Origin of the sequence: Collinsella aerofaciens (assembly GCF_015557435.1) — a bacterium.
GTDB lineage: Bacteria > Actinomycetota > Coriobacteriia > Coriobacteriales > Coriobacteriaceae > Collinsella > Collinsella aerofaciens_Z.
Genome location: NZ_JADNOH010000019.1, coordinates 18,233 through 39,535 on the forward strand (window position 1 = coordinate 18,233; position 21,303 = coordinate 39,535).

At 62.7% G+C, this 21,303-nt stretch carries 12 protein-coding genes; 6 read left to right on the plus strand and 6 right to left on the minus strand.

All coding sequences use genetic code 11. The annotated features are described in order from the left end of the window. Nucleotides 1-202: 202 nt before the first annotated feature. The gene (locus I2G43_RS10590) at nt 203-2,452 is read right to left on the minus strand and encodes a DEAD/DEAH box helicase (protein WP_195534854.1); all 2,250 of its coding nucleotides are present in this window, start codon (nt 2,450-2,452) and stop codon (nt 203-205) included. A 507-nt stretch (nt 2,453-2,959) separates the two neighbouring features. On the opposite strand from I2G43_RS10590, the gene I2G43_RS10630 reads away from it, so the two are divergent. The 6 genes from I2G43_RS10630 to I2G43_RS01655 all read left to right on the plus strand — a co-directional run bounded on the left by I2G43_RS10630 (nt 2,960) and on the right by I2G43_RS01655 (nt 10,366). Next, a complete protein-coding gene (locus I2G43_RS10630) occupies nt 2,960-3,922 on the plus strand; it encodes an FHA domain-containing protein (protein ID WP_195534855.1) in 963 nt (320 codons plus the stop codon). A 171-nt stretch (nt 3,923-4,093) separates the two neighbouring features. Then, entirely contained in the window at nt 4,094-6,178 is a 2,085-nt protein-coding gene (locus I2G43_RS01635; RefSeq protein ID WP_195534856.1) for a protein kinase domain-containing protein, read from the plus strand. Nucleotides 6,179-6,592: 414 nt separating this feature from the next. After that, on the plus strand, nt 6,593-8,935 hold the full coding sequence (locus I2G43_RS01640) for a heavy metal translocating P-type ATPase (protein ID WP_195534857.1): 2,343 nt from the start codon (nt 6,593-6,595) through the stop codon (nt 8,933-8,935). A 152-nt stretch (nt 8,936-9,087) separates the two neighbouring features. After that, nucleotides 9,088-9,309, plus strand: a complete 222-nt coding sequence (locus tag I2G43_RS01645) for a heavy-metal-associated domain-containing protein (RefSeq protein ID WP_195534858.1) — start codon at nt 9,088-9,090, stop codon at nt 9,307-9,309. A 132-nt stretch (nt 9,310-9,441) separates the two neighbouring features. Further along, entirely contained in the window at nt 9,442-9,714 is a 273-nt protein-coding gene (locus I2G43_RS01650; RefSeq protein ID WP_118335402.1) for a metal-sensing transcriptional repressor, read from the plus strand. Between the two features lie 190 nt (nt 9,715-9,904). Continuing rightward, on the plus strand, nt 9,905-10,366 hold the full coding sequence (locus I2G43_RS01655; protein WP_229071460.1) for a hypothetical protein: 462 nt from the start codon (nt 9,905-9,907) through the stop codon (nt 10,364-10,366). 160 nt (nt 10,367-10,526) lie between these two features. Here I2G43_RS01655 and I2G43_RS01660 read toward each other — a convergent pair whose 3' ends face one another. The 5 genes from I2G43_RS01660 to gltB form a co-directional block, all read right to left on the minus strand. Beyond that, nucleotides 10,527-11,897: an amidohydrolase family protein gene (locus tag I2G43_RS01660; protein WP_229071462.1), complete on the minus strand. Its 1,371-nt coding sequence runs from the start codon at nt 11,895-11,897 to the stop codon at nt 10,527-10,529. A 380-nt stretch (nt 11,898-12,277) separates the two neighbouring features. Continuing rightward, nucleotides 12,278-13,348 carry a hypothetical protein gene (locus I2G43_RS01665; protein ID WP_195534861.1) on the minus strand — a complete coding sequence of 357 codons (1,071 nt, stop codon included), beginning with the start codon at nt 13,346-13,348 and terminating at the stop codon, nt 12,278-12,280. A gap of 359 nt (nt 13,349-13,707) precedes the next feature. Further along, nucleotides 13,708-14,415, minus strand: a complete 708-nt coding sequence (locus tag I2G43_RS01670) for a hypothetical protein (RefSeq protein ID WP_195534862.1) — start codon at nt 14,413-14,415, stop codon at nt 13,708-13,710. A gap of 424 nt (nt 14,416-14,839) precedes the next feature. Continuing rightward, nucleotides 14,840-16,321 carry a glutamate synthase subunit beta gene (locus I2G43_RS01675; RefSeq protein WP_195534863.1) on the minus strand — a complete coding sequence of 494 codons (1,482 nt, stop codon included), beginning with the start codon at nt 16,319-16,321 and terminating at the stop codon, nt 14,840-14,842. A 5-nt stretch (nt 16,322-16,326) separates the two neighbouring features. After that, the gene (gene gltB, locus I2G43_RS01680; RefSeq protein ID WP_195534864.1) at nt 16,327-21,012 is read right to left on the minus strand and encodes a glutamate synthase large subunit; all 4,686 of its coding nucleotides are present in this window, start codon (nt 21,010-21,012) and stop codon (nt 16,327-16,329) included. Nucleotides 21,013-21,303: the final 291 nt, after the last annotated feature.

Below are 21,303 nucleotides of genomic sequence, written 5' to 3' on the forward strand. Positions count from 1 at the left end.
TGCTGAATACTCCAAAAAATGCACGGCACACCCCATGGGACCCATTGCCGCATGGCAGGAAACAGGCCCACGGCATCTTCTAGATGCATTCCCGAGGAAATCACATTTGAACTAGCGATCGGATACGGCAAACAAAAAGGGCCCCGAGCGTAGTTGCTCGGGGCCCTTGGTTCACCTCGCTTTTTAGTGGGCGATGCGTATGCTATTTGCGCTTGCCGCCGCCGTCACCGGGGCGGCGGGAGCTGCTACCGCGCTTGCCACCACGACTATTGCCATAGCTGCCACGGTTATCGCGACCGCCGGCACGACCGCCGCGGGAGCCGGCCTGGCTGCCGCCACGCCCGCCACGATAGCCGCCACGGCGCTCCTCGCGGGTGTCGTCGTAGTTGCGCCAGTCATCGCGACGATCGCGGCTGGCACGCGGATCACGACGATCGCGCGACTCACCAGAGCGGTGAGCGCCGCTGCGGTGGCCGTTGCCACGAGCGCCCTCGCGACGCTCACCGCCACGACCACCGCGCTCGTCAAAGCGCTTGCCGCCACGGGACTCACCGCCGCGGGCACCTCGCTCACCGCGACCCTCGCCGCCGCGACGCTCATCACGGCCACTACGCTCGTCATCGCGACCGGAACGACGACGGTCGCCCGAGCCGCGCTTGCCACCGCGCGAACCGCGGCCCTCGTCCTCGCGCTCAACACGGCGACGGCCACCGCGATCCTCATCCTCGCGGCGGCGGCGATGTGCCTCGCCCTGGAACTGCTTGGCACGACGCTCGGCACGGTTACCGCGCGCAGGCTGCTCAGCGGCACCAGCACCGCCGCGCTCCTCGGCAGCCACCTCGCGGGCTACGCTTTCCACAGCCTCGTCCACGCGAGCCTGAACGCCCTCGCGCACGCGGGTCTTGCCGCCACGTTTGAGACGGCTCGGACGCTCACCGTCGCCGCGACGCTCATCGCGACCGCGGTTGGAACGACCGGCCACATCGCCGTAATCGTCGCCGTTGCGCTTGCCGTCGCGACGCGCCTGCTCAAGCTTCTTCTTGCTCTTGGACTTGCCGCGCTTGGTCTTCTTCTTCACCTTAAAGGCCGCAGGGTCGCGCTCGGGATCAACCGCAGGCGGGTTGGGACCCACATGCAGGTCGCCGGCCTCGTAGATGTCGGCGGTCTTGTCCATGAGCTTCTCGATCTCGTAGAACTCATCGACGTCCTGCTCGGTCACAAACGTAATGGCCCAGCCCAGCTCGCCGGCACGGCCCGTACGGCCAATACGGTGGATGTAGTCGGTCGGCTCAGCCGGCACGTCAAAGTTCACGACGTAGCGCACGTCGCTGATGTCGATGCCGCGGGCGAGCACGTCGGTTGCCACCAGCACGTCAACGGTACCGTCGCGGAAGGCCGAAAGGGCACGCTCGCGCTGGGCCTGGCTGCGGTTGCCGTGAATCGCAGCGGCCTTGATGCCCTTGCGCTCAAGGCGACGGCAGCAGCTGTCGGCACGGTGCTTGGTACGCATAAAGACGATGGTGCGCTCCGGGCCCTCCTTCTTGAGGAACTCGGGCAGCAGGTTGTTCTTGGCCTCGATGGACACCGGGAACACAAACTGGTCGACGGTGTCGGCGGTCGACGTGGCGGGCGCGATCTCCACGCGGGCCGGGTCGCTCACCAGGTCGGTGATCTCGCCCACGGCCTCCTCGTCGAGGGTCGCCGAGAACAGCAGCGTCTGGCGCTCGGCCGGCGTCTCGCGCACAATGCGGCGGACGGCGGGCAAAAAGCCCATGTCGAGCATGCGGTCGGCCTCGTCGAGCACCAAGACCTTGACCTCGTTCAGATGACAGGCGTCCTGCTCGATCAGGTCGACCAGACGACCCGGCGTGGCGACCAGGATGTCGCAGCCGTACTTGAGCGCCGCGGTCTGGGGCTTGTAGCTCACGCCGCCCACGACGGTCACGGCAACATGGCCGGTGACGTCGGCGATCTTGCTCGCGACCTCGTCGATTTGCTGGGCAAGCTCGCGCGTAGGGGTGATGACGAGCATCACCGGGCCGCGGCCGTTGCCCTCGGGCTTTTTAGCACCGCGACGACGGTTGCGGCCGCCGCGTTCGCGCACGGGTTTGGGAGGAGCGATGTGCTCCAGTTTGTTCATGGTCGGCAGCAAGAAGGCGGCCGTCTTGCCGGTGCCGGTCTGGGCGGCGGCAAGCAGGTCGCGGCCCTCGAGCACCACGGGGATCGAGCCGGCCTGCACGGGCGTCGGCGCCGTGTAGCCCAGGTTCTCGATGGCACGAAGCATCTCGTCCGAAAGGCCCAGCTCGTCAAAGGCGGGCAGGCTCTCGGTAGCGGACTCGACGGCCTGGGCAGCATTGGCCTCATCGGCGGCATCGAAGGCAGCCTGGGTCATGGCCTCACGGGTCTCGTCCAGGATCTCGGCGTCGGTGACGTCGGATACAGAATTACGCATATGTTGTTGTTCCTTATCTGCACGCGCAATGGGCACGGCATGCGGCCGCGCGGGCGTGCTTGGTAGTGCGCTAATACATACAAAAACGGGTGCGCACAGAGAGGACGTTGCTCAGCACGCTGGCGATCGCTTTGGCAGCCCTGTCACGCGCCGTCCAGACGCAGCAGCTCTAAGCGATGGAGCAGATTCGCCACGGGTTAGTATACCCGTACTCCGTATGCCCCCACGTAAACCACAGATGACGAGGCGGACGCGGCGGGCCCGGCTGATTGTCTCAATCTGTAACGGCTGCAAAGCAAAACCGGCCCTAAATGTTACAGAACAAGACAGAGGGGGATTTCCGTCCAGTCCAAACCAAATCTCTCAGTCTTCCTGCAATTTCGAACATGTGGCCTATAATGTTGCTTTGGTTACGCTATATATTGCGCAGCCATTTAATACGTCGCCCACCGGGGGCCATTAATTCCTATCGCCATATTGGCTAGGAAGCAATCAAAGGAGGTATCCGTGGCAGCAGAGACGCCTTGCTCGGTCCTCTATAACGATATTCGCTCGTTCGGCGGTCTTAAACATCTCGAGATCGCCCGAATGCTCATCAATGGAAACTCTTATCTCGGCAGTACCCTGCTCGAGAAATGCTCTTCCAACCGCTCGTATCTCACCCGTTACATCGTCCATCGCAAGCCTGACCAGTGCGCGCCCTCCATCTACAGCGACTTTACCGTCACCACGCTCAACCTTTCCGCGGCAATCTGCAGCAAGCTCGGCGGCGGCGAGTCCGCCTATCGGGCAATCGCCGAGCACTATCGCGGTCCGGCCGCCAACGAAATGATGTCGGCTCTCGCCAGCTACAAACTGGACAGCCGCCTATATGCAAATGCCCTCAATCGCATCGACAACTTTGACGGCAATGCCGTGCGCGAAAAGAGCACGCTCTTCCTGATGCTCTTTGTGGCGACGGGCGCACTCGCCGATCCCGCTCAGGGCGTGGCGACCGTTGAGCGCTTTTGCGATAGCAAGACTGGCGGGCATTTTGGCACCACCGAGACCACCGTCGGCCGTGGTTTTTTGAGCAGCTTGGATCAACCGCGTGCCGTCGCCCCCAACCTCGGCTTGCTTAGGACGCACGCCGGAAACAGCGTTGACATGCAGATCCACCCCCTGACGCGTGACCCGCGCGGCACGGTAATTGGGTCCTTGCCCAAAACCTCGCCCAGCATCACCGATGTGGGCGCCGACGCATCGCGCGAGCATCTCCGCATTTGGCTCGAAGGCGGACACTGGTACGCCCAGGGCCTTGGGTCGACCAACGGCACAGTGCTCGAATCGGGCGCGGGCGACGGCGATATCGTAATCGAGCCGCCGCGCGACCAACGCGAGCCCGGCAAAGTCTATCCCCCGGTGGAAATCGAAAACAGCGACAGGCTCCATCTGGGTCTCTACACGACATTCCTTGTCATTGTGGACTAGCGCGGACGGCGATCGAAAGACGGGCGCCGTCCGTCTTTCGTCTTCTACCTTCTGCGTCGTAAACGACAATACTCAGCGGTATACGTGGGCAGTGTGGCTATCATGGTACTTTACCGATATCCACACTGCCCACGTATACGCGCAGCAACCCATGCTAGACAAAGGAACGCCATGGATACTACCGATAGCGCCTATGGCGACAAACTCATCCGTCTTGACACGTTCGACACCGCCGTGGCGGTCGACCCCAGCGCCGAGGACGACGCCAAGCGTCGGTTTATGACGCTTATTCTCCAGACGGCCCACCGCAACAACGGCAACATCGGGCACGTGCTGCGCGCGACCAACACGAGCGGCGAGGTCTTTGCCGTCAAGCTGCTCAAGGACAACGCCATCCTTTCCGGCCAAGCCCCCGACCGCTCCGCCGAGCAATCGGCCGCGCACCTGGCCAACACCGCCGCACTGTTCGAGGAGTACCGTCATCTGTGTACCGTCTCGCACCTGCGCGGATTTCCGCGCGTCTATGGCTACGGATCGTGCGAGAACGACCCGCTCATCCTCATGGAGTGGGTCGAGGGCACCTCGCTCAAGCAGGCGCTGCCCTTGCTTCCGCACGACGCCTCGGGCGGGCTGACCACCCAGATGGTCGCCGCCGTCGGAAACGCCGTACTTCGCGCGCTCTTGATGACCCAAGGCCTCGTGAATCCGGTCATCCATCGCGACCTGTCGCCTGCCAATATCATGTTCCGCACCACCAGCCGAACGCTCGAGCAGCAGATTGCCGATTGCTCCTTTGACCCCTGCCTCATCGACATGGGCTCCGCGACCATGGCCCTCGGCGACGACACGATCACCCGGCGCGCCGACATCTGGCGCTTTGCCACGCCCGCATACGCCGCGCCCGAAATGCTCACGCAGGATATCGAAGGCATCGCGGCCCTTCGCCGCTCGCCCGCGATCGACGTCTATGCGCTTTCGAGCATTCTGTACCAGCTCTACAGCGGTCGCAAACCGTTCGATGTCGAGTCGACGGGTGCCGCGGCGACCGGCTCGTTCTACCTCATAAAGACCAAGACCAAGCCGGCGCCGCTCGAGCCGCGCTGCGAGGGCGACAAAGCGCTCGTCCAGATCATCATGAAAGGCATCTCGGTCGAACAGGGCGATCGCCCTACCGAGCAGCAGATGCTCGAGGTGCTCTCGACATACCTCCCCGCTGCAGAATCTGAGGACCGCGAGGGTGCAGGAGACGAGGCCGCAATTGATATCGATTCTGGCACGCACCTTAAGGTCGACGTCGCCGGCGAGCGCGCACGAGAGATCCTGGAGCAGGCCCGGCACGACGCCATGACCCGCCGTCGCTTTATTATCGGCGGCGTCGTTGCGGTCGTTGCGGGACTCGGCGTCGTTGGCGCGGCAACCCATGGCTTCGGCATCCCCGACTACCTGGACGGCATCCGCGGTTCGCTTGACGACTACACTTGGGACCAGCTGCAGGAGATTTCGCTCAAGATTAAGGCCGCCGAGACCCGTAGCGAGGCACGCGAGATTGCCAAGCGCTACCACCTGCTCGACGCTGATGGGCATATCCCCTATCCGTGCACCAAGCGTGTCACGCTCACCAGCGGACTACAGGTTGGCGCGCAGCTTGTGGGCATCCGCCACGATGAGCTTCTGGACGGGACGGGCAAGGCCGGGCTGACGTTTATGTTCGACGCGGGTATTGCCGAGCGCAACGCTACGGCTGAACCGCCGAGCGCCGGCTGGGCAGATTGCGAGCTGCGGGGATGGCTCAACGGCGACGGCCTTAAGCTGCTACCCAACGAGTTGCGCGCGCTCATTAAAGGGGTCAAGAAGGTCTCGAACAATGTGGGCGCCGCCAACAGTGCATCGTGTCTGAGCGAGTTGCCCGCAACCCTTTGGCTGCCCGCCATGGTCGAGCTGTGCGGTACGCAACCGCCCGATTCGTTTGCCGAGGGCTATCACTACCTGGCAGACATCTACAACGGCGAGGGCAAGGAGTATCAGCTCTTCCGCGAGCTCAAGGTGAGCCCGTATTCCACGAACGAGACGATGGTCCGCCAGTGGAAGGGCAAGGACACCTGTTGGTGGGAGCGCACGGTGAGCCCCGACACATCGGAGAGTGGAGGCACACTCTATTTGAATCGCGTGGGACACGACGGCGACGTCTTTACGTACGCAACGCCTGCGGAAAAGCCAAACAAGCGAACCTGCGTGATCCCCGGGTTCTGTATCTAGGCGGCGGGCGTCTTGCCGTGACGAGACCCCTCCCCGGCAATTGTCTCAATCTGTAACACTAGCTCGGCAGATACAGGTCTAGATGTTACAGAACGAGACAAAACCCCAACCCTGCGAGACAACATCTCAATCTGTAACAGTAAGGGGTCAAAAACCGGTCCAGATGTTACAGATCGAGATGTTTGAGTTGACCGCGGACGGTCTGTCTCGATCTGTAACATCTAGCAGGCAAAACGGTCCCCAGATGTTACAGATTGAGACATTAGACTGGCTACGGTCCGCCGAACTGGCTGTCACCTCGACCAATAACAGAATGTCATACATTTTCATCTCCATTAGACACCCCCAGGGGGTATGGGTGTATAGTATCGGCAGGTTAACAATTCCAATACCGAACCACGGAAAGGAGAAGCCATGGCTCAAGATAAGTTCGATGTGGGCGGCATGACGTGCGCCGCATGCCAAGCGCACGTGGACCGTGCCGTGAGCAAGCTCGACGGCGTCCAAAGCGTCGCGGTCAACCTGCTCGCCGGTTCCATGATGGTCGACTATGACCCCACGCAGGTCTCCCCCGACGATATCTGCACCGCCGTCGACCGCGCGGGCTACTCGGCCTCACCCGTCGATGCGGGCGACGGTACCGACGGCTCAAACGGCAGCACGCAAGTCAGGTCCGGCACCGCCCATATGGAGTCGCCCACCAAAAAGCTGGAGGCAGCCGCCTCCGCCATGCGCACCCGCCTCATCATCTCGATCATCTTCCTCATCCCGTTGTTCTACATAGGCATGGGGCACATGCTCGGCTGGCCGCTGCCCGGCATCTTCACCGACCATACGCACAGCATGACGCTCGCGCTTACCGAGCTCGTCCTGCTCATCCCCATCGTCTACGTCAACGACGCGTACTTTATCAACGGCTTCAAGTCGCTCGTGCACGGCGCGCCCACCATGGACGCGCTCATCGCCGTCGGCGCCACCGCGTCCATCGCCTGGTCGCTCTACGCCATGTTTATCATGGCCGACCAGCTGGCCGCCGGGCAGGTCCACGAGGCCATGATGACGGGCATGGACAATCTGTATTTTGAGAGCGCCGGCACGATTCTGTCGCTCGTCACCGTGGGCAAATACCTCGAGACGCGCAGCAAGTCCAAGACCGGCGGCGCCATCGAGGCGCTGATCGACCTGGCGCCCAAGACCGCGACCGTCGTGGCCGAGGACGGCACCGAGACCACCGTCGACGTCGACGCCATCCTGCCCGACCAAGTGCTGCGCGTGCGCCCCGGCGAGTCCATCCCCGTTGACGGCGTGGTGCTCGAGGGCGCCTCGGCTGTGGACGAAAGTGCGCTGACCGGCGAGTCCATCCCCGTGGAAAAGACCGCCGGCGACACCGTCAACGCCGCCACGGTCAACCGCACTGGATCGTTCACCTTCCGCGCCACGCGCGTGGGCGCCGACACATCGCTCGCCAAGATTATCCAGCTTGTGGAGGACGCCAACGCCACCAAGGCGCCCATCGCACGCATGGCCGATAAGGTTGCCGGTGTGTTTGTGCCCGTGGTGTTTGCGATCTCGACCGTGACCTTTGTGGCATGGCTGGCGCTGACCGGCAGTGTGAACGAGGCGCTCACCTCCGCCGTCGCCGTGCTGGTAATCAGCTGCCCGTGTGCGCTAGGGCTGGCCACGCCCGTCGCCATTATGGTCGGCACCGGCAAGGGCGCCGAAATGGGCATTCTGTTTAAGAGCGCCGAGGCGCTGGAGAGCCTGCGCAGCGTGGGCACCGTGGTGCTCGACAAGACGGGTACCGTCACCCGCGGCAAGCCGGCTGTGACCGATATCGTGGCGGCGACGCGCGCCGACGGGACACCCGCCATGAGCGAGAAGGCACTACTCAAGCTTGCCGCCGCGCTGGAACATCAAAGTGAACATCCGCTGGCCGAGGCGATTATGGCCGAGTGCGAGACACGCGGAATCGTCGCGCGCATGGTCGAGGACTTTGCCGCCGTGCCCGGCCGTGGCGTCACGGCGTGCGAAGGTCAAAACGCCATCGCCGCCGGCAACGTGCGCTTGATGAACGAGCTGGGGGTCGCCGTACCCGCTGGCCTCGCCGAGCAATTTGCCGCCGAGGGCAAAACGCCGCTGTTCTTTGCCAAAAACGGTGAGCTTGCCGGCACCATTGCCGTGGCCGACGAGGTTAAGGAGACAAGCGCCGAGGCCATTACCGCGCTGCGCTCACTCGGCGTCGACGTGCGCATGCTCACCGGCGACAACCGCGTGACGGCTGAGGCCATCGCCCGCCGCGTGGGGCTCACCAGCGAGCAGGTCATCGCTGACGTCCTCCCCGCCGACAAGGAGCGCCACGTGCGCGAGCTGCAGGACGCGGGAGGCAAGGTCGCCATGGTGGGCGACGGCATCAATGACTCCCCCGCCCTGGCGCGCGCCGATGTGGGCCTTGCCATCGGCACCGGCGCCGACATCGCCAAGGAGGGTGCCGACGTGGTTCTCATGCGAAGCGACCTCATGGACGTCGCCCGTGCCATCGAGCTCTCGCGCGCCACGATCCGCAACATTAAGCAGGACCTGTTCTGGGCGCTGTTCTACAACGGCATCGGCATCCCGCTGGCCGCAGGCGTGTTCTTCCCCCTCACCGGCTGGCAGCTCTCGCCCATGTTCGGCGCCGCGGCCATGAGCCTGTCGAGCGTGTGCGTCGTGTCCAATGCCTTGCGTCTGAAATCCTTTAAGCCAAAGACGGCACGCTGATGCACCCGACCTTGCCCCTCAAACCGTCGCTCGCGTACCCAAGTACGCTTCGCTCCTCTTTCGGGGCAATCTCGGGCACCTCAGCGTGCCTTTAAGATGACTCTGTTCACGACTAAACTGTCAGATAACCTCAATCGATAAGGAGTACACCCATGAACTACATCATTAAGACGTCCGGTCTTATGTGCGGCCACTGCGACGCTACTGTCGAGACCGCGCTGCTCAACGTGGTTGGCGTGACCGATGCCGATGCCGATCACGAGACCCAGACCGTCCAGGTTGAGTGCGCCGACACCGTAACCGCCGAGCAGCTCGCCGCCGCCGTCGAAGGCGCCGGCGAGAAGTTCCACGCCCTGTCCGTGACCGCCGCCTAACAACTGCCGCCTGCCCCCTGTCAGTTGCGGTGAAATACGGACTGTTGAGCCGCCCTAGGCCTTTAAACAGTCCGTATTTCACCGCAACTGACAGGGGGTATCCGGAAGATCGACCAGAAACGAGGACTCGCCATGATGGCAGATCACAAATCGGTGACCCGTATGCTCAAGACGGCGCGCGGGCAGATCGACGGCATCCTGCGGATGGTCGAGGAGGACCGCTACTGCGTCGACATCTCCACGCAGCTCATGGCCACGCAGGCACTCATCGCGCGCATCAACGCCGATGTGCTCAAGGCCCATATCGAGGGCTGCGTCGCCTCGGCCATCGAATCGGGCGACGAGGAGCTCAAGGCCGCCAAGCTCGCCGAAATCGAACGCGTCGTCGACAAACTCGCCAAGTAATTGGTGCAAGGGGGGTCAGGTTTCTTTGCACCATCTTGGTGCATTGGGGACAGACTTGCGCCGCCACTGGTGCATCGGGGACAGGTACGTTTGCACCACCTTGGTGCAGATTAACCTGTCCCCCATGCACCAAATGGGGTATAAAGGCGTGCAGCATATCGAATGAGAGGCAGTTTGCATGGATAACTTTATGAAAGGTCGCAACGGCGCCGACGAACTCACCATCGTGCTCGGCTTTTTCGGCATCATCCTCGCGATGATCGGGTCGCTCGCACATTTCCAGTGGCTCAGTTGGATCGCCATCGCTGTCATCGTGATCGGCGTGCTGCGTGGCCTGTCCAAGAACGTCGATGCCCGCCGCAAGGAGAACGAGGCCTTTGTCGCCGCGACCGCGAACGTCCCCGGTCTGGGCAAGTTCGTCGCCAGCCTGGGCGGCGGCGTTGCAGCGGCCAGCACCTCACGCGCGGCCGGCACCAGTAAGGAAGACTTTGAGCGCGCCAAGCGCACGGCTAAGAAGATGTGGAAGGGTCGCAAGACCACGGCCTACCTCAAGTGCCCCAACTGCGGCCAGATGCTCTCCGTCCCCAAGGGCAAGGGCAAGATTCGCGTCACCTGCCCCAAGTGCCACGCCAAGATGGAAACCCGCTCCTAGCCACTGCGCGTGAGACAAATTAATCAGGTTTGTTTATTCTAAATCTTAAGCATTTGTTCGATAAAAAGCCGAGGCCTCGTGTTGAGACCCCGGCTTTTTGCATGCGGCAACAGAATGTGACAAAGGGACAGTCCCTTTGTCACATCACTGCGTCGCACGCTTACGCCACGCCGTCGCGGGCGAGTTCCTCGGCCAGTGCCTCGGCAGGCATGGCCATGATCGCGTCGAGCTCGGTGTCAACCTCGGAAATGTGCTTGACCTTCAGCTTGCGCACCAGCTCGCCGCGGCACATCACGTGCATCGGCTCGCGCAGGGCCGCCAGGTCATCCAGAGGATTCTCGCGCGCCACCAGGATATCGGCCGCCTTGCCGCACTCGATCGTGCCGGTCTCGTCGCCCAGGCCCAGCAGCTCGGCATTGACCTGCGTGGCCGTGTGCAGCGCAAAGGCATTGCTCACGCCGACGTACTTGGCAAAGTACGCCACCTCGCGCCACATGTCGTACTGCGTCACGAACGGGCAGCTCGAGTCCGTGCCCAGGCCCACCTTAACGCCAGCTTCCAGTGCGGCGCGGGCGCTCTCGACAATGCCCGAGCACACGATGTCACCGTTCTTCTTTTGCGTATCGGTCGAATGGGTCTTCTCCGGATCGAGCAGTACAAACGGCAACGCCGGACTGATCGTGCAGGTCACGCTCGGTGCGCGCCCCTCGAGCTGCGTACCCGCGGCGCCGCGATACAGGTCCAAGATCTCGGGCGTCATCGGAGCGCCATGCTCGATCGTGTCGACGCCGGCCTGAAGCGCGGCCTTTACGCCCTCAGTGCTCTCGACATGGGCCATAACCGGAAGGCCAACCTCGTGTGCCGCTTTGCACGCCGCCGCGGCGACATCGACCGGCATGCGCAGCACGCCAGGCTCTCCCACTTCGGTCGCATCGAACACGCCGCCCGTCACGAACAACTTGATGACGTCGGCACCGCGCGCATACAGGTCGCGTACCTGCTCGGCTGCCTCGGCGGGACTATTGGCTACCTGCGCGAACAAGCCTGCGCCATGACCGCCCGGCACCGTGACGCCCGTGCCCGGCGCGACAAGACGCGGACCCTGATACTTGCCGGCGTCGATGGCGTTGCGCACGGCGATGTCGGCAAACAGCGGATCGCCCGCACCGCGTACCGTGGTCACGCCGCTTGCCAGCTGCTGCTGGGCACTGCCCTTGAGGATATGGCGGACGATGGCGCGGCCCACGGGATTATCGAGCTTTTTCATGAGCGATCCTGCATCGCCTGCCGAGACCGGCTTGCCCGAGCCGCACAGATGCACGTGCATATTGATGAGGCCCGGCATGAGGTACGCACCGGCCAGGTCGATAACCTCGGCACCCGCAGGCGCCTGCGCCACGGCACTCGGGCCAGTCCAGGTGATGACACCATGCTCAACGGCCACGGCCATATCGGGCTGCGGCTCCATATGCTCCAAGCCATCCAGAATAGTCGCATTGATAAACAACGTGGGACGATCGGCAGTCGCCATATCGGGCTCCTCCCCCTCAATTAACATGAACATTTGTTCATTATCACCTAGTCCAGCAGGGTTGCTGCAGACATATCGGCTAACGGAGAAAGGAGGGGAATATGAGGGAGGACGGGAGTCGATGCAGCCCTTCCCCAGCGGTGCCTACAAAACATCTCAATCTGTAACAGAAGAACCGTCTTTGAGCCTCCAGATGTTACAGAACAAGATCTTTCGGTCGCATACCCACCCTTTATCTCAATCTGTAACAGATAGACCGGTTTTCAGCAGCTAGATGTTACAGATTGAGACATTCGGTCGAGGCCGCACTTGTTCATCTCAATCTGTAACAATTACGGGCCCAAACAGCCCCAAGATGTTACAGACCGAGACAAACCCTCTCAGCGCCCATACCACTGACGCTTCCATTCCTTAGCCAGATCCGCCTGTTGCGGAATACCCGCCAGCCTCATCTTCTCGACCAGCTTCCCCGGGTCTTTGAGTTCGTTAAACGTAAACCGAAGCACCTTATGCCCGAGCATTGTCAGATGGGACTCCCGTTGACGTTCTGCCACGAATGGGTCGACCGACTCCCGGCCCTCGCCGTTCTGCAAGGTGTACTTCCCCTTTCCGTCGAGCTCGCCGATGACACACGTCCCGTTCTCGAGCCGCCAAAAATAGTCGACGCGAAACACCTGGCTCGGATCGAGCGGGTCGCGAAACTCCACCTGCAGCTCCGGAACCGGAAAACCGTACGCAATAAAGAACGCTCGGAACCGAGACTCGCCGCCGTTTTCGGACAGCCCGTCCGCATACGACGCAATCACCTGTGCCCTGCGATACCCTCGCCTGCCCTCGCAATCGGCGCGGAGGCGCTCGCACAAACCCCCACGTGATACGCCTTTCGCCCGCAGTGCAGAATCGGCAATCGCCAACCCGTAGGAAAACGGCGCACGCAGCAGACAATCCTCCACCGTGCGCCAAAACGGCGTCACTCGCACGCCGTCGACGCGCTCAAGCGCACCCGCCATCTGTGGACGCAACAACCTGCACCCGCTGCTCAACGTCACCGAACAGCAAGTCTTAACAAGGAAACGCGGCCCGAGCAGATCATTCGGCACCTCCAGACCCCACAAAAGCGCCGCGTCATAGCCCCAAAACGCCCAATCGGGATGAAATTCCGCAAGCCCTCTGATAGTCCTCAGTGCTCGCTCCGCTGGCGTCAATGCATCCCAATCATGCTGAAAACAGAACAGGTACGGCTCGGGTTCCGCGATATCGTCGGTTCCAACATGGCGCCGCAGCCACATGAGCTCGGTATTGTCATGCGTTGCGAGCAGCGCACCTTGCTTGGCCGTCTCCGTGAGCCGCGCGAGCATCCTATTCCGCGCCAACGTGTTGCGAGTCGCATGTTTGTGTTTGAGAACGGTATTAGACACTTTCATCACCACCACGTCAGACAAATGGACCATCGCCGCTGTTGCCTCCGCTGGCAAATGTCTTGATCTGTAACAGGAAGACAATCTTTGAGCCTCTAGTTGTTACAGAACAAGATCTTTCGGCAGCCGCCAACCTTCCGTCTCAATCTGTAACAGCAAGGTCGACTTTTAGCCTGTAGATGTTACAGATCGAGACATTCCCCCAACCAGGTGCCAAACGTCTCGATCTGTAACAGTTAGACGTTCTCCAGGGCCCTAAACGTTACAGATTTAGACAAATCAGCAGCGCCCAAGCATTCGTCTCGATCTGTAACAGGTAGACCGGTTTTTTGTCCCTAAACGTTACAGATCGAGACAAATAGACACGCGGCGGCGCTGCGACAGCCCATCCCCTACTCCCACTCCTGCTCGTAGATGTTGAGGGACTTTACGTAGCGCCCCTGGGCGCCCATGATGTCGCGGACCAGACGCAAGAAGAAACTGATGCACGAGGTGTCAAAGCCATCCTGCAGGTCCTCCGGATGCACCGCACCAGGCCCATCGACCGCCGTGTCACTCAGGCGTGCGATGTCATACAGATAGAGTTGTCCCGCCGTCAGCCAGACATCGTCGACGCAGGCGAGGCGCACCGCAATCGCTCCGTCGCTCCAATGCTCCTTTTGCACGATATGCGGATCGTAGACATCAAAGCGACGGTCGGTGCGCGTGTCCTTCAGCACGACCATGCCGGACGCAGGATTCTTGTCCAAAATGCCAAAGCGCGAGAAATACTGCGTGTCGCGTACCTGCTCGAGCCGCTTGAGCGAGGCAGGCGAAAGCGATGCCGGCGGCTCGTCAACATATAGCTCGAGCAGCGTTTTGCCATGGCGATAGGGGCGCTCAAACAGCAGCCAATCGGTAAACGCCATGTTGTAGGCCATGATTTCGTTTTGAGAAGGTTCCTCGCAATAGCTGAGCCACGGGTCGACGATAATCTCGAACTGCTCGCGCGCCGGCTCCAGGAATTGAAACTTCCGCAGCATCCAAAAATGGGCCATGTCGGCAATATCGTTGCCGACGGCTTCAGCCAGCTCTGCTCGGTCAAAAGCGTGGTCAGTCATGGCATCCTCCTCAAACTGATGGATCTCAATTTGAGCTTACGAGGAGGGTGGGCAGCCATGACCAGCACGGGCAAAATAGGCCTCCGACTGCAAACCAGATGCTGACCAAACACTTGACGAAAAGCTTGACCGAAAATGCGCACCGCAACAAAACCGCAGGTAAACATAGACGGCCAACCCGCCCTTTTGAGCCAAATGCCCGCAGCCACCACAGAAACAACAGTTGACCACAGCCCAAGAAGTCGACAAATGAACACCCGTACGTCGACAAACAAGCAAATCACTCGCAAATCCGCAAGGAGTGTCCCCGAATGCCGACAGAAAAGGAACGTCCCCAACTGCCGGCACTTAGGGACGTTCCTTTTGTGCCGGCAGTTTGGGACAGCCCTTGCCGATTCGATTGTTGAGTATCTCCGTGACTACTTTACAGCTCCAGCGCCTGGGCGACCTCGGCTGCGCAGGCCAGGGCATCGGCCATGGCACTCACCACGAGCGAGCTGCCGTTGCGGGCGTCGCCGGCCACATACACCGGCGTGGCATCGGCGGCGACACCGTCCGTGCGAGCCGCGAGGTGCGAGCCCTCGACAGCCATCACGGGCAGCGGACGGCCAGCGGTGGCGACAGGCACGCGAACAGCGTCGAACACGCCATGCTCGGGACCGGTAAAGCCGCAGGCGATGAGCACCAGCTGCGCCGGCACCTCGTGCTCGGAGCCTACAATGCGCTCTGGCTTTCCTGCCGACCAGTCCAGATCGACCACGCGCAGACCCGCGGCCGCACCCTTCTTGTCCAACAGCACCTCGAGCGTATCCACGCCCCAGGCACGCATCTCGCCGCCCATCGCGGCGATAGCCTCCTGCTGGCCGTAGTCGGTCTTCTTCACGTTGGGCCACTGTGGCCAAGGGTTACTCGCTGTGCGCTTATCGGGCGCCGCCGGCAAGAACTCAAACTGGCGCACGCTGCGCGCACCTTGGCGCACCGCGGTACCCACGCAGTCGTTGCCGGTATCACCGCCGCCAATGACCACGACATCCAGACCGCGCGCGTCAATGGCGGGCTCGCCGCCGTCGAGCACCGAGACGGTCGATGCCGTCAGGTAGTCCACGGCGTATACCACACCCGGGGCATCGATGTTCGCAGCCGAAAGCCCACGCGGGGCACGGGCGCCGGCAGCCACCACGACGGCGTCAAAGTCGTCGAGCTTGGCGGCAACCTTAGGATCGCTCACGTCGGCGTTCAGCTCAAACACAATGCCCAGCTCACGCATGAGCGCCACGCGGCGCTCGACCACGGACTTCTCGAGCTTCATGTTGGGAATACCGTACATGAGCAGGCCACCCGGTCGGTCGTCGCGCTCAAACACCGTCACGCGGGCCCCGCGGCGAGCGAGCTCCCACGCGGCCACCAGACCGGCAGGGCCGGAGCCCACCACGGCAACCGTGGGCGCGCCCTCCCCCGCCGGCTCAAAGCGGCGCGGGCCGCCGTTGGCCCACTCGTGGTCGCTGATCGCACGCTCGTTATCGTGAATCGTCGTGGGCTGGCCGTCGACCGAGCCCAAGTTGCACGCGGCCTCGCACAGCGCCGGGCACACGCGGCTCGTGAACTCGGGCATGGGTGAGGTGAGCGACAGACGCTCGGCCGCCTCGTCCCAGCGGCCACGATACACCAGCTCGTTCCACTCGGGAATCAGGTTGTGCAGCGGGCAGCCACTCGGGCGCGCCTTGCCAAAGCTCGCGCCCATCTGGCAAAACGCCACGCCGCACATCATGCAGCGGCTCGCCTGAGCACGGCGCGCGTCGTCGTCGAGCTCCACGTACAGCGGATCGAAATCGCGTCTGCGCTCCTCCACGGGGCGCAGCTCGTGGGTCACGCGATCGATATCAAGAAAAGCACCGGGCTTACCCATGGCACTTACGCCTCCTTCTTGGTCGAAGCAACAGAGCTGGCAGCCACGGACGCAGCACCCGCAACATCGAAGCGAGCAACATCCGCGGCACTCGCGCGGCCGGTCACAATGTCAAACGCCAGCTCCTCGGCCTGCGCATGCGTCTTGCCGACGGCCTCGGCGGCGGCGACAATCGCCAGCACGCGCTCGTACTCGGTCGGAATGACCTTCACAAAGTGCTTGCTCATCGTCTCAAAGCTGTAGAGCAACTTAATGCCGCGCGGGCTCTGCGTCGCGTCCACGTGCTCCTGGATAAGCTTGCGGATCTGCACCAGCTCGTCGGCCGTCGGGGCCTTGAGCTCAACGCTCTCGTGGTTCACACGGGCATCGAGCGTGCCGTACTGGTCAAAGACATAAGCCACGCCACCCGTCATGCCGGCAGCGAAGTTCTGCCCGACCTCGCCCAGGATGAGCGCCAGGCCACCCGTCATGTACTCGCAACCGTGGTTGCCGCAACCCTCGACCACCACGGTGGCACCGGAGTTGCGTACGCCAAAGCGCTGGCCGGCCAGACCGTTAATGAAGCCGCGGCCGCTCGTAGCGCCAAAGAACGCAACATTGCCCACGATGATGTTCTCGTCGAACTTGTAGGTCGCATGCGGGTTGGGGCGCACCGACACCTCGCCGCCCGAAAGGCCCTTGCCAAAGTAGTCGTTGGCGTCACCGCACACGTTGAGCGTAATGCCGCGTGGCAGGAACGCGCCAAAGCTCTGACCGGCCGAACCATCGCAATCGATGGTGATGGAGCCGGCGGGCAAGCCCTCGGGATGCGCCTTGGTCACCGCGTTGCCCAGGATGGTGCCCACGCAACGGTTGACGTTGGCGATATCGGCGCGGAAGCGAATCGGGCGCAGGTGCGCGCGAGCGTCGGCCGTGTAGGGCACAAACAGCGTGGAGTCGAGCGTCTTGTCGAGCTCGCTGTCCGCGGCCATCTGGGGCAGGAAGTGACGGCCGTCGGCACCCGGGATGTGGGCACCGAACTCGCAGGTCGCGCTTGCCAGCACGGGCGTCAGATCGAGCAGGTTAGCCTTGCGGTTGCCCGGGACCTCGATCTGGCGCAAGCACTCGGGATGGCCGACCATCTCGTCGACGGTGCGGAAGCCCAGGCTCGCCATGACCTCGCGCAGTTGCTCGGCAACAAAGAGCATAAAGTGCTCGACGTGCTCGGGCTTGCCGCGGAAGCCGCGACGCAGGCGGCAGTTTTGCGTAGCGATGCCGGCCGGGCAGGTGTCCTGCTGGCAGTCGCGCTGCATGAGGCAACCCATGGAGATGAGCGGCATGGTCGCAAAGCCAAACTCCTCGGCGCCCAGCAAGCAGGCGACGGCAACGTCGGTGCCGTCCATGAGCTTGCCGTCGGCCTCGAGCACCACGCGCGAGCGCAGGCCGTTTTGCAGCAGCGTCTGCTGGGCCTCGGCAAGGCCAAGCTCCAGCGGCAGACCCGCATGCCAGATAGAGTCGCGCGCAGCGGCACCCGAGCCGCCATTGTGACCGCTGATCAAGATCTTGTCGGCAGCACCCTTGGCCACACCGGTGGCGATGGTGCCGACGCCGGCCTCACTGACCAGCTTGACCGACACGCGTGCGCCGGGGTTGGCGTTCTTAAGGTCGAAGATGAGCTCGGCCAGGTCCTCGATAGAGTAGATGTCGTGGTGCGGCGGAGGCGAGATCAGGCCGATGCCGGGCGTGGACTGACGGACCTCGGCGATCCAGGGGTAGACCTTCTTGCCGGGTAGGTGGCCGCCCTCGCCGGGCTTGGCGCCCTGAGCCATCTTGATCTGAATCTCGAAGGCGCTGCAAAGATAGCGGCTCGTCACGCCAAAGCGCGCACTTGCCACCTGCTTGATTGCGGAGTTCTTGGAGTCGCCGTTGGCCAACGGGGTCTCGCGACGTGGATCCTCGCCGCCCTCGCCGGAGTTGGAGCGGCCGTGCAGGCGGTTCATGGCGATGGCCATGCACTCGTGTGCCTCTTTGCTGATGGAACCATACGACATGGCGCCGGTGTTAAAGCGGCGGACGATGTTGAGCGCGGGCTCCACCTCGTCGAGCGAAACCGGCGTGCGGCCGCTGGCATTAAAGTCGAGCAAGTCGCGCAGGCGCACGGCACGGCCGGTGCGGTGCAGACGGGCGCTGTACTCCTTAAAGGTGTCGTAGCTGTCCTCGCGGCAGGCGGTCTGCAGCAGGTAGACGGTCTGGGGGTCGATGAGGTGTTCCTCGCCGCCGAGCGGGCGCCACTTGGTCAGGCCCAGCGTGGGCAGCTGATCGGGAGCCGGGCTCTTAAGGATAGCGAGCGCGGCGTCGTAGCGCTCGTTTTGCTCGCGCTCAACGTCCTCGACACCCATACCGCCCACACGGCTCACCGTGCCGGCGAAGTACGCGTTGACGAACTCCGGCGTAAAGCCCACGGCCTCGAAGATCTGCGCCGAATGGTAGCTCTGCACCGTGGAGATGCCCATCTTGGACATGATGGAGACGATGCCGGCAGTCGCAGCCTTGTTGTAGTTGGCGATGCCCTGCTCGACCGTCACGTCCAGATCGCCGCGCGCCGCCAAGTCGCGAATGCACGCATGCGCGTTGTACGGATAGATGCCGCTCGCGGAGTAGCCCACCAGCGCCGCAAAGTCGTGCGGAGACACGGCATCGCCGCACTCCACCACGATATCGGCAAAGGTGCGCACGCCGGCGCGGATCAGGTGGTTGTGCACGCAGCCCACGGCGAGCAGCGATGGCACGGGTACCTCACCCGCAGCGGCACGATCGCTCAACACCACGATGTTCACGCCGTCGCGGACCGCAGCCTCAACGTCCTCGGCAAGCTGCTTGAGCGCAGCCTGCAGCGCGCCCTCGCCGGCGTCGCGGCGGTAGACGGCACGGAAGCGACGGGTCTTAAAGCCCACGCGGTCGATGGCGCAGATACGCTCGAACTCCTCCTCGTTGAGCAGCGGGCGCTCCAAGCGCACCAGCTGGCAGGCCGTGCGGGAATCCTCGAGCAGGTTGCCGTGGTTGCCCAGGTAGAGCGTGGTCGAAGTCACCATGTGCTCGCGCAGGGCATCAATCGGCGGATTCGTAACCTGGGCGAACAGCTGATAGAAGTAATCGAAGAACGAACGCGTCTTCTTGGACAGGCAGGCCAGCGGCGCGTCGATGCCCATCGAGGCAAGCGGCGCCTTGCCCTGCTGGGCCATGGGACGCACGACCTCGTCGACATCATCCCAGTGGTAGCCGAGCTTTGCCATACGCACGGCGGCGGGCACCTCGGCATCCTCGGCAGGCGTTGCCGCAACGGGCTCATCGAGCGCGTCAACGGTCAGCGTCTCCTCGGCAATCCAGTCGCGGTAGGGCTTTTCCTTGGCATAGCGGGCGCGCAGCTCATCGTTGTAGATCACGCGGCCGCGGGCAAAATCGACCTCGAGCATCTGGCCCGGTCCCAGACAGCCGCTCGTCAGGATGTTCTCGGGGCTCACCTCGATGGTGCCCACCTCGCTTGCCAGCATAAAGCGACCGTCGCGCGTCACATAGTAGCGGGCGGGACGCAGGCCGTTACGGTCGAGGGCGGCGCCCAGGGTACGGCCATCGGTAAAGGCGATAGCGGCAGGACCGTCCCACGACTCCATGAGCATGGACTGGTAAGCGTCGTAGGCGCGGCGCTCCTCACTCAGGCTGTCGTTGTGGTCCCACGGCTCGGGCAGCAACATGGACGCGGCACGCGTAAGCGGGCGACCGTTCATGACCAAAAACTCAAGCACGTTGTCCAAAATCGCCGAGTCGGAACCCTCGCGGTTGATGATGGGCATCACGCGCTCAAGATCGTGCTGTAACACGGGGCTGTACAGGTTGGGTTCGCGGGCGCGAATCCAGTTGACGTTGCCCTTAAGGGTGTTGATCTCGCCGTTGTGGATGATAAAGCGGTTGGGATGCGCGCGCTCCCAGCTGGGCGTGGTGTTGGTGGAGTAGCGCGAGTGGACGAGCGCCACCGCCGTCTTGACGGCGGCGTCGTTGAGGTCGATGAAGAAGCGGCGCATCTGTGTGGCGACCAGCATGCCCTTGTACACGATGGTGCGCGAGCTCATGGAGCACACATAGAAGATCTTGTCGCGCAGGGCAAACTCGGCATCGGCCTTCTTCTCGATAGTGCGACGGCACACGTACAGGCGGCGCTCGAAGGCGTCACCCGCCGGCGTATCGTCGGGGCGGCCCAGAAAGGCTTGCAGAATGGTGGGCATGCAGGCGCGGGCCGTCTCGCCCAGGTCGTGCGGGTCGACCGGCACCTCGCGCCAAAAGAGCAGCGGCACGCCGGCCTCGGCACAGCCTTCCTCAAACACGCGGCGGGCATCCTCTACGCCCTTGTCGTCCTGCGGAAAGAACAGCATGGCCACGCCATAGTCGCCCTCTGCCGGCAGAATCTGGCCGCACTTTTGAGCCTCTTTACGGAAAAAGTGATGCGGAACCTGGAACAGGATGCCGGCACCGTCGCCGGTGTTCTTCTCGAGTCCCGTGCCGCCGCGGTGCTCCAAGTTGACCAGAATGGACAGAGCGTCGTCCAGAATCTGGTGATGACGCTCGCCGTTGATATCGGCAAGCGCGCCGATGCCACACGCATCGTGGTCGAATTCGGGGCGATAAAGGCCCTGCTGCTGAGCGGAATCTGCCTGCATCGCGATCCTCCCCTAGATTTTTAGACAGTCAGTTGAATAGGCATACTAGAAGCATCGCCGGCCCGTTGTGTTTCCCACCCGTTTCGAAACAATCGCGTAACGCACGCAACAAATGGTCTCCCGGGAACGGCAGGGCTGCGTATTGTCTCGATCTGTAACACGAGGAGCCCATTTGGACGTCTAACTGTTACAGATTGAGATTTTCTGCAGGACGGGTGTCGTTTGTCTAAATCTGTGGTAGCGCGCAGAGATGTGGTGTAAGAGGCGGGGCATGCCCCGCCTCTTCTCTTT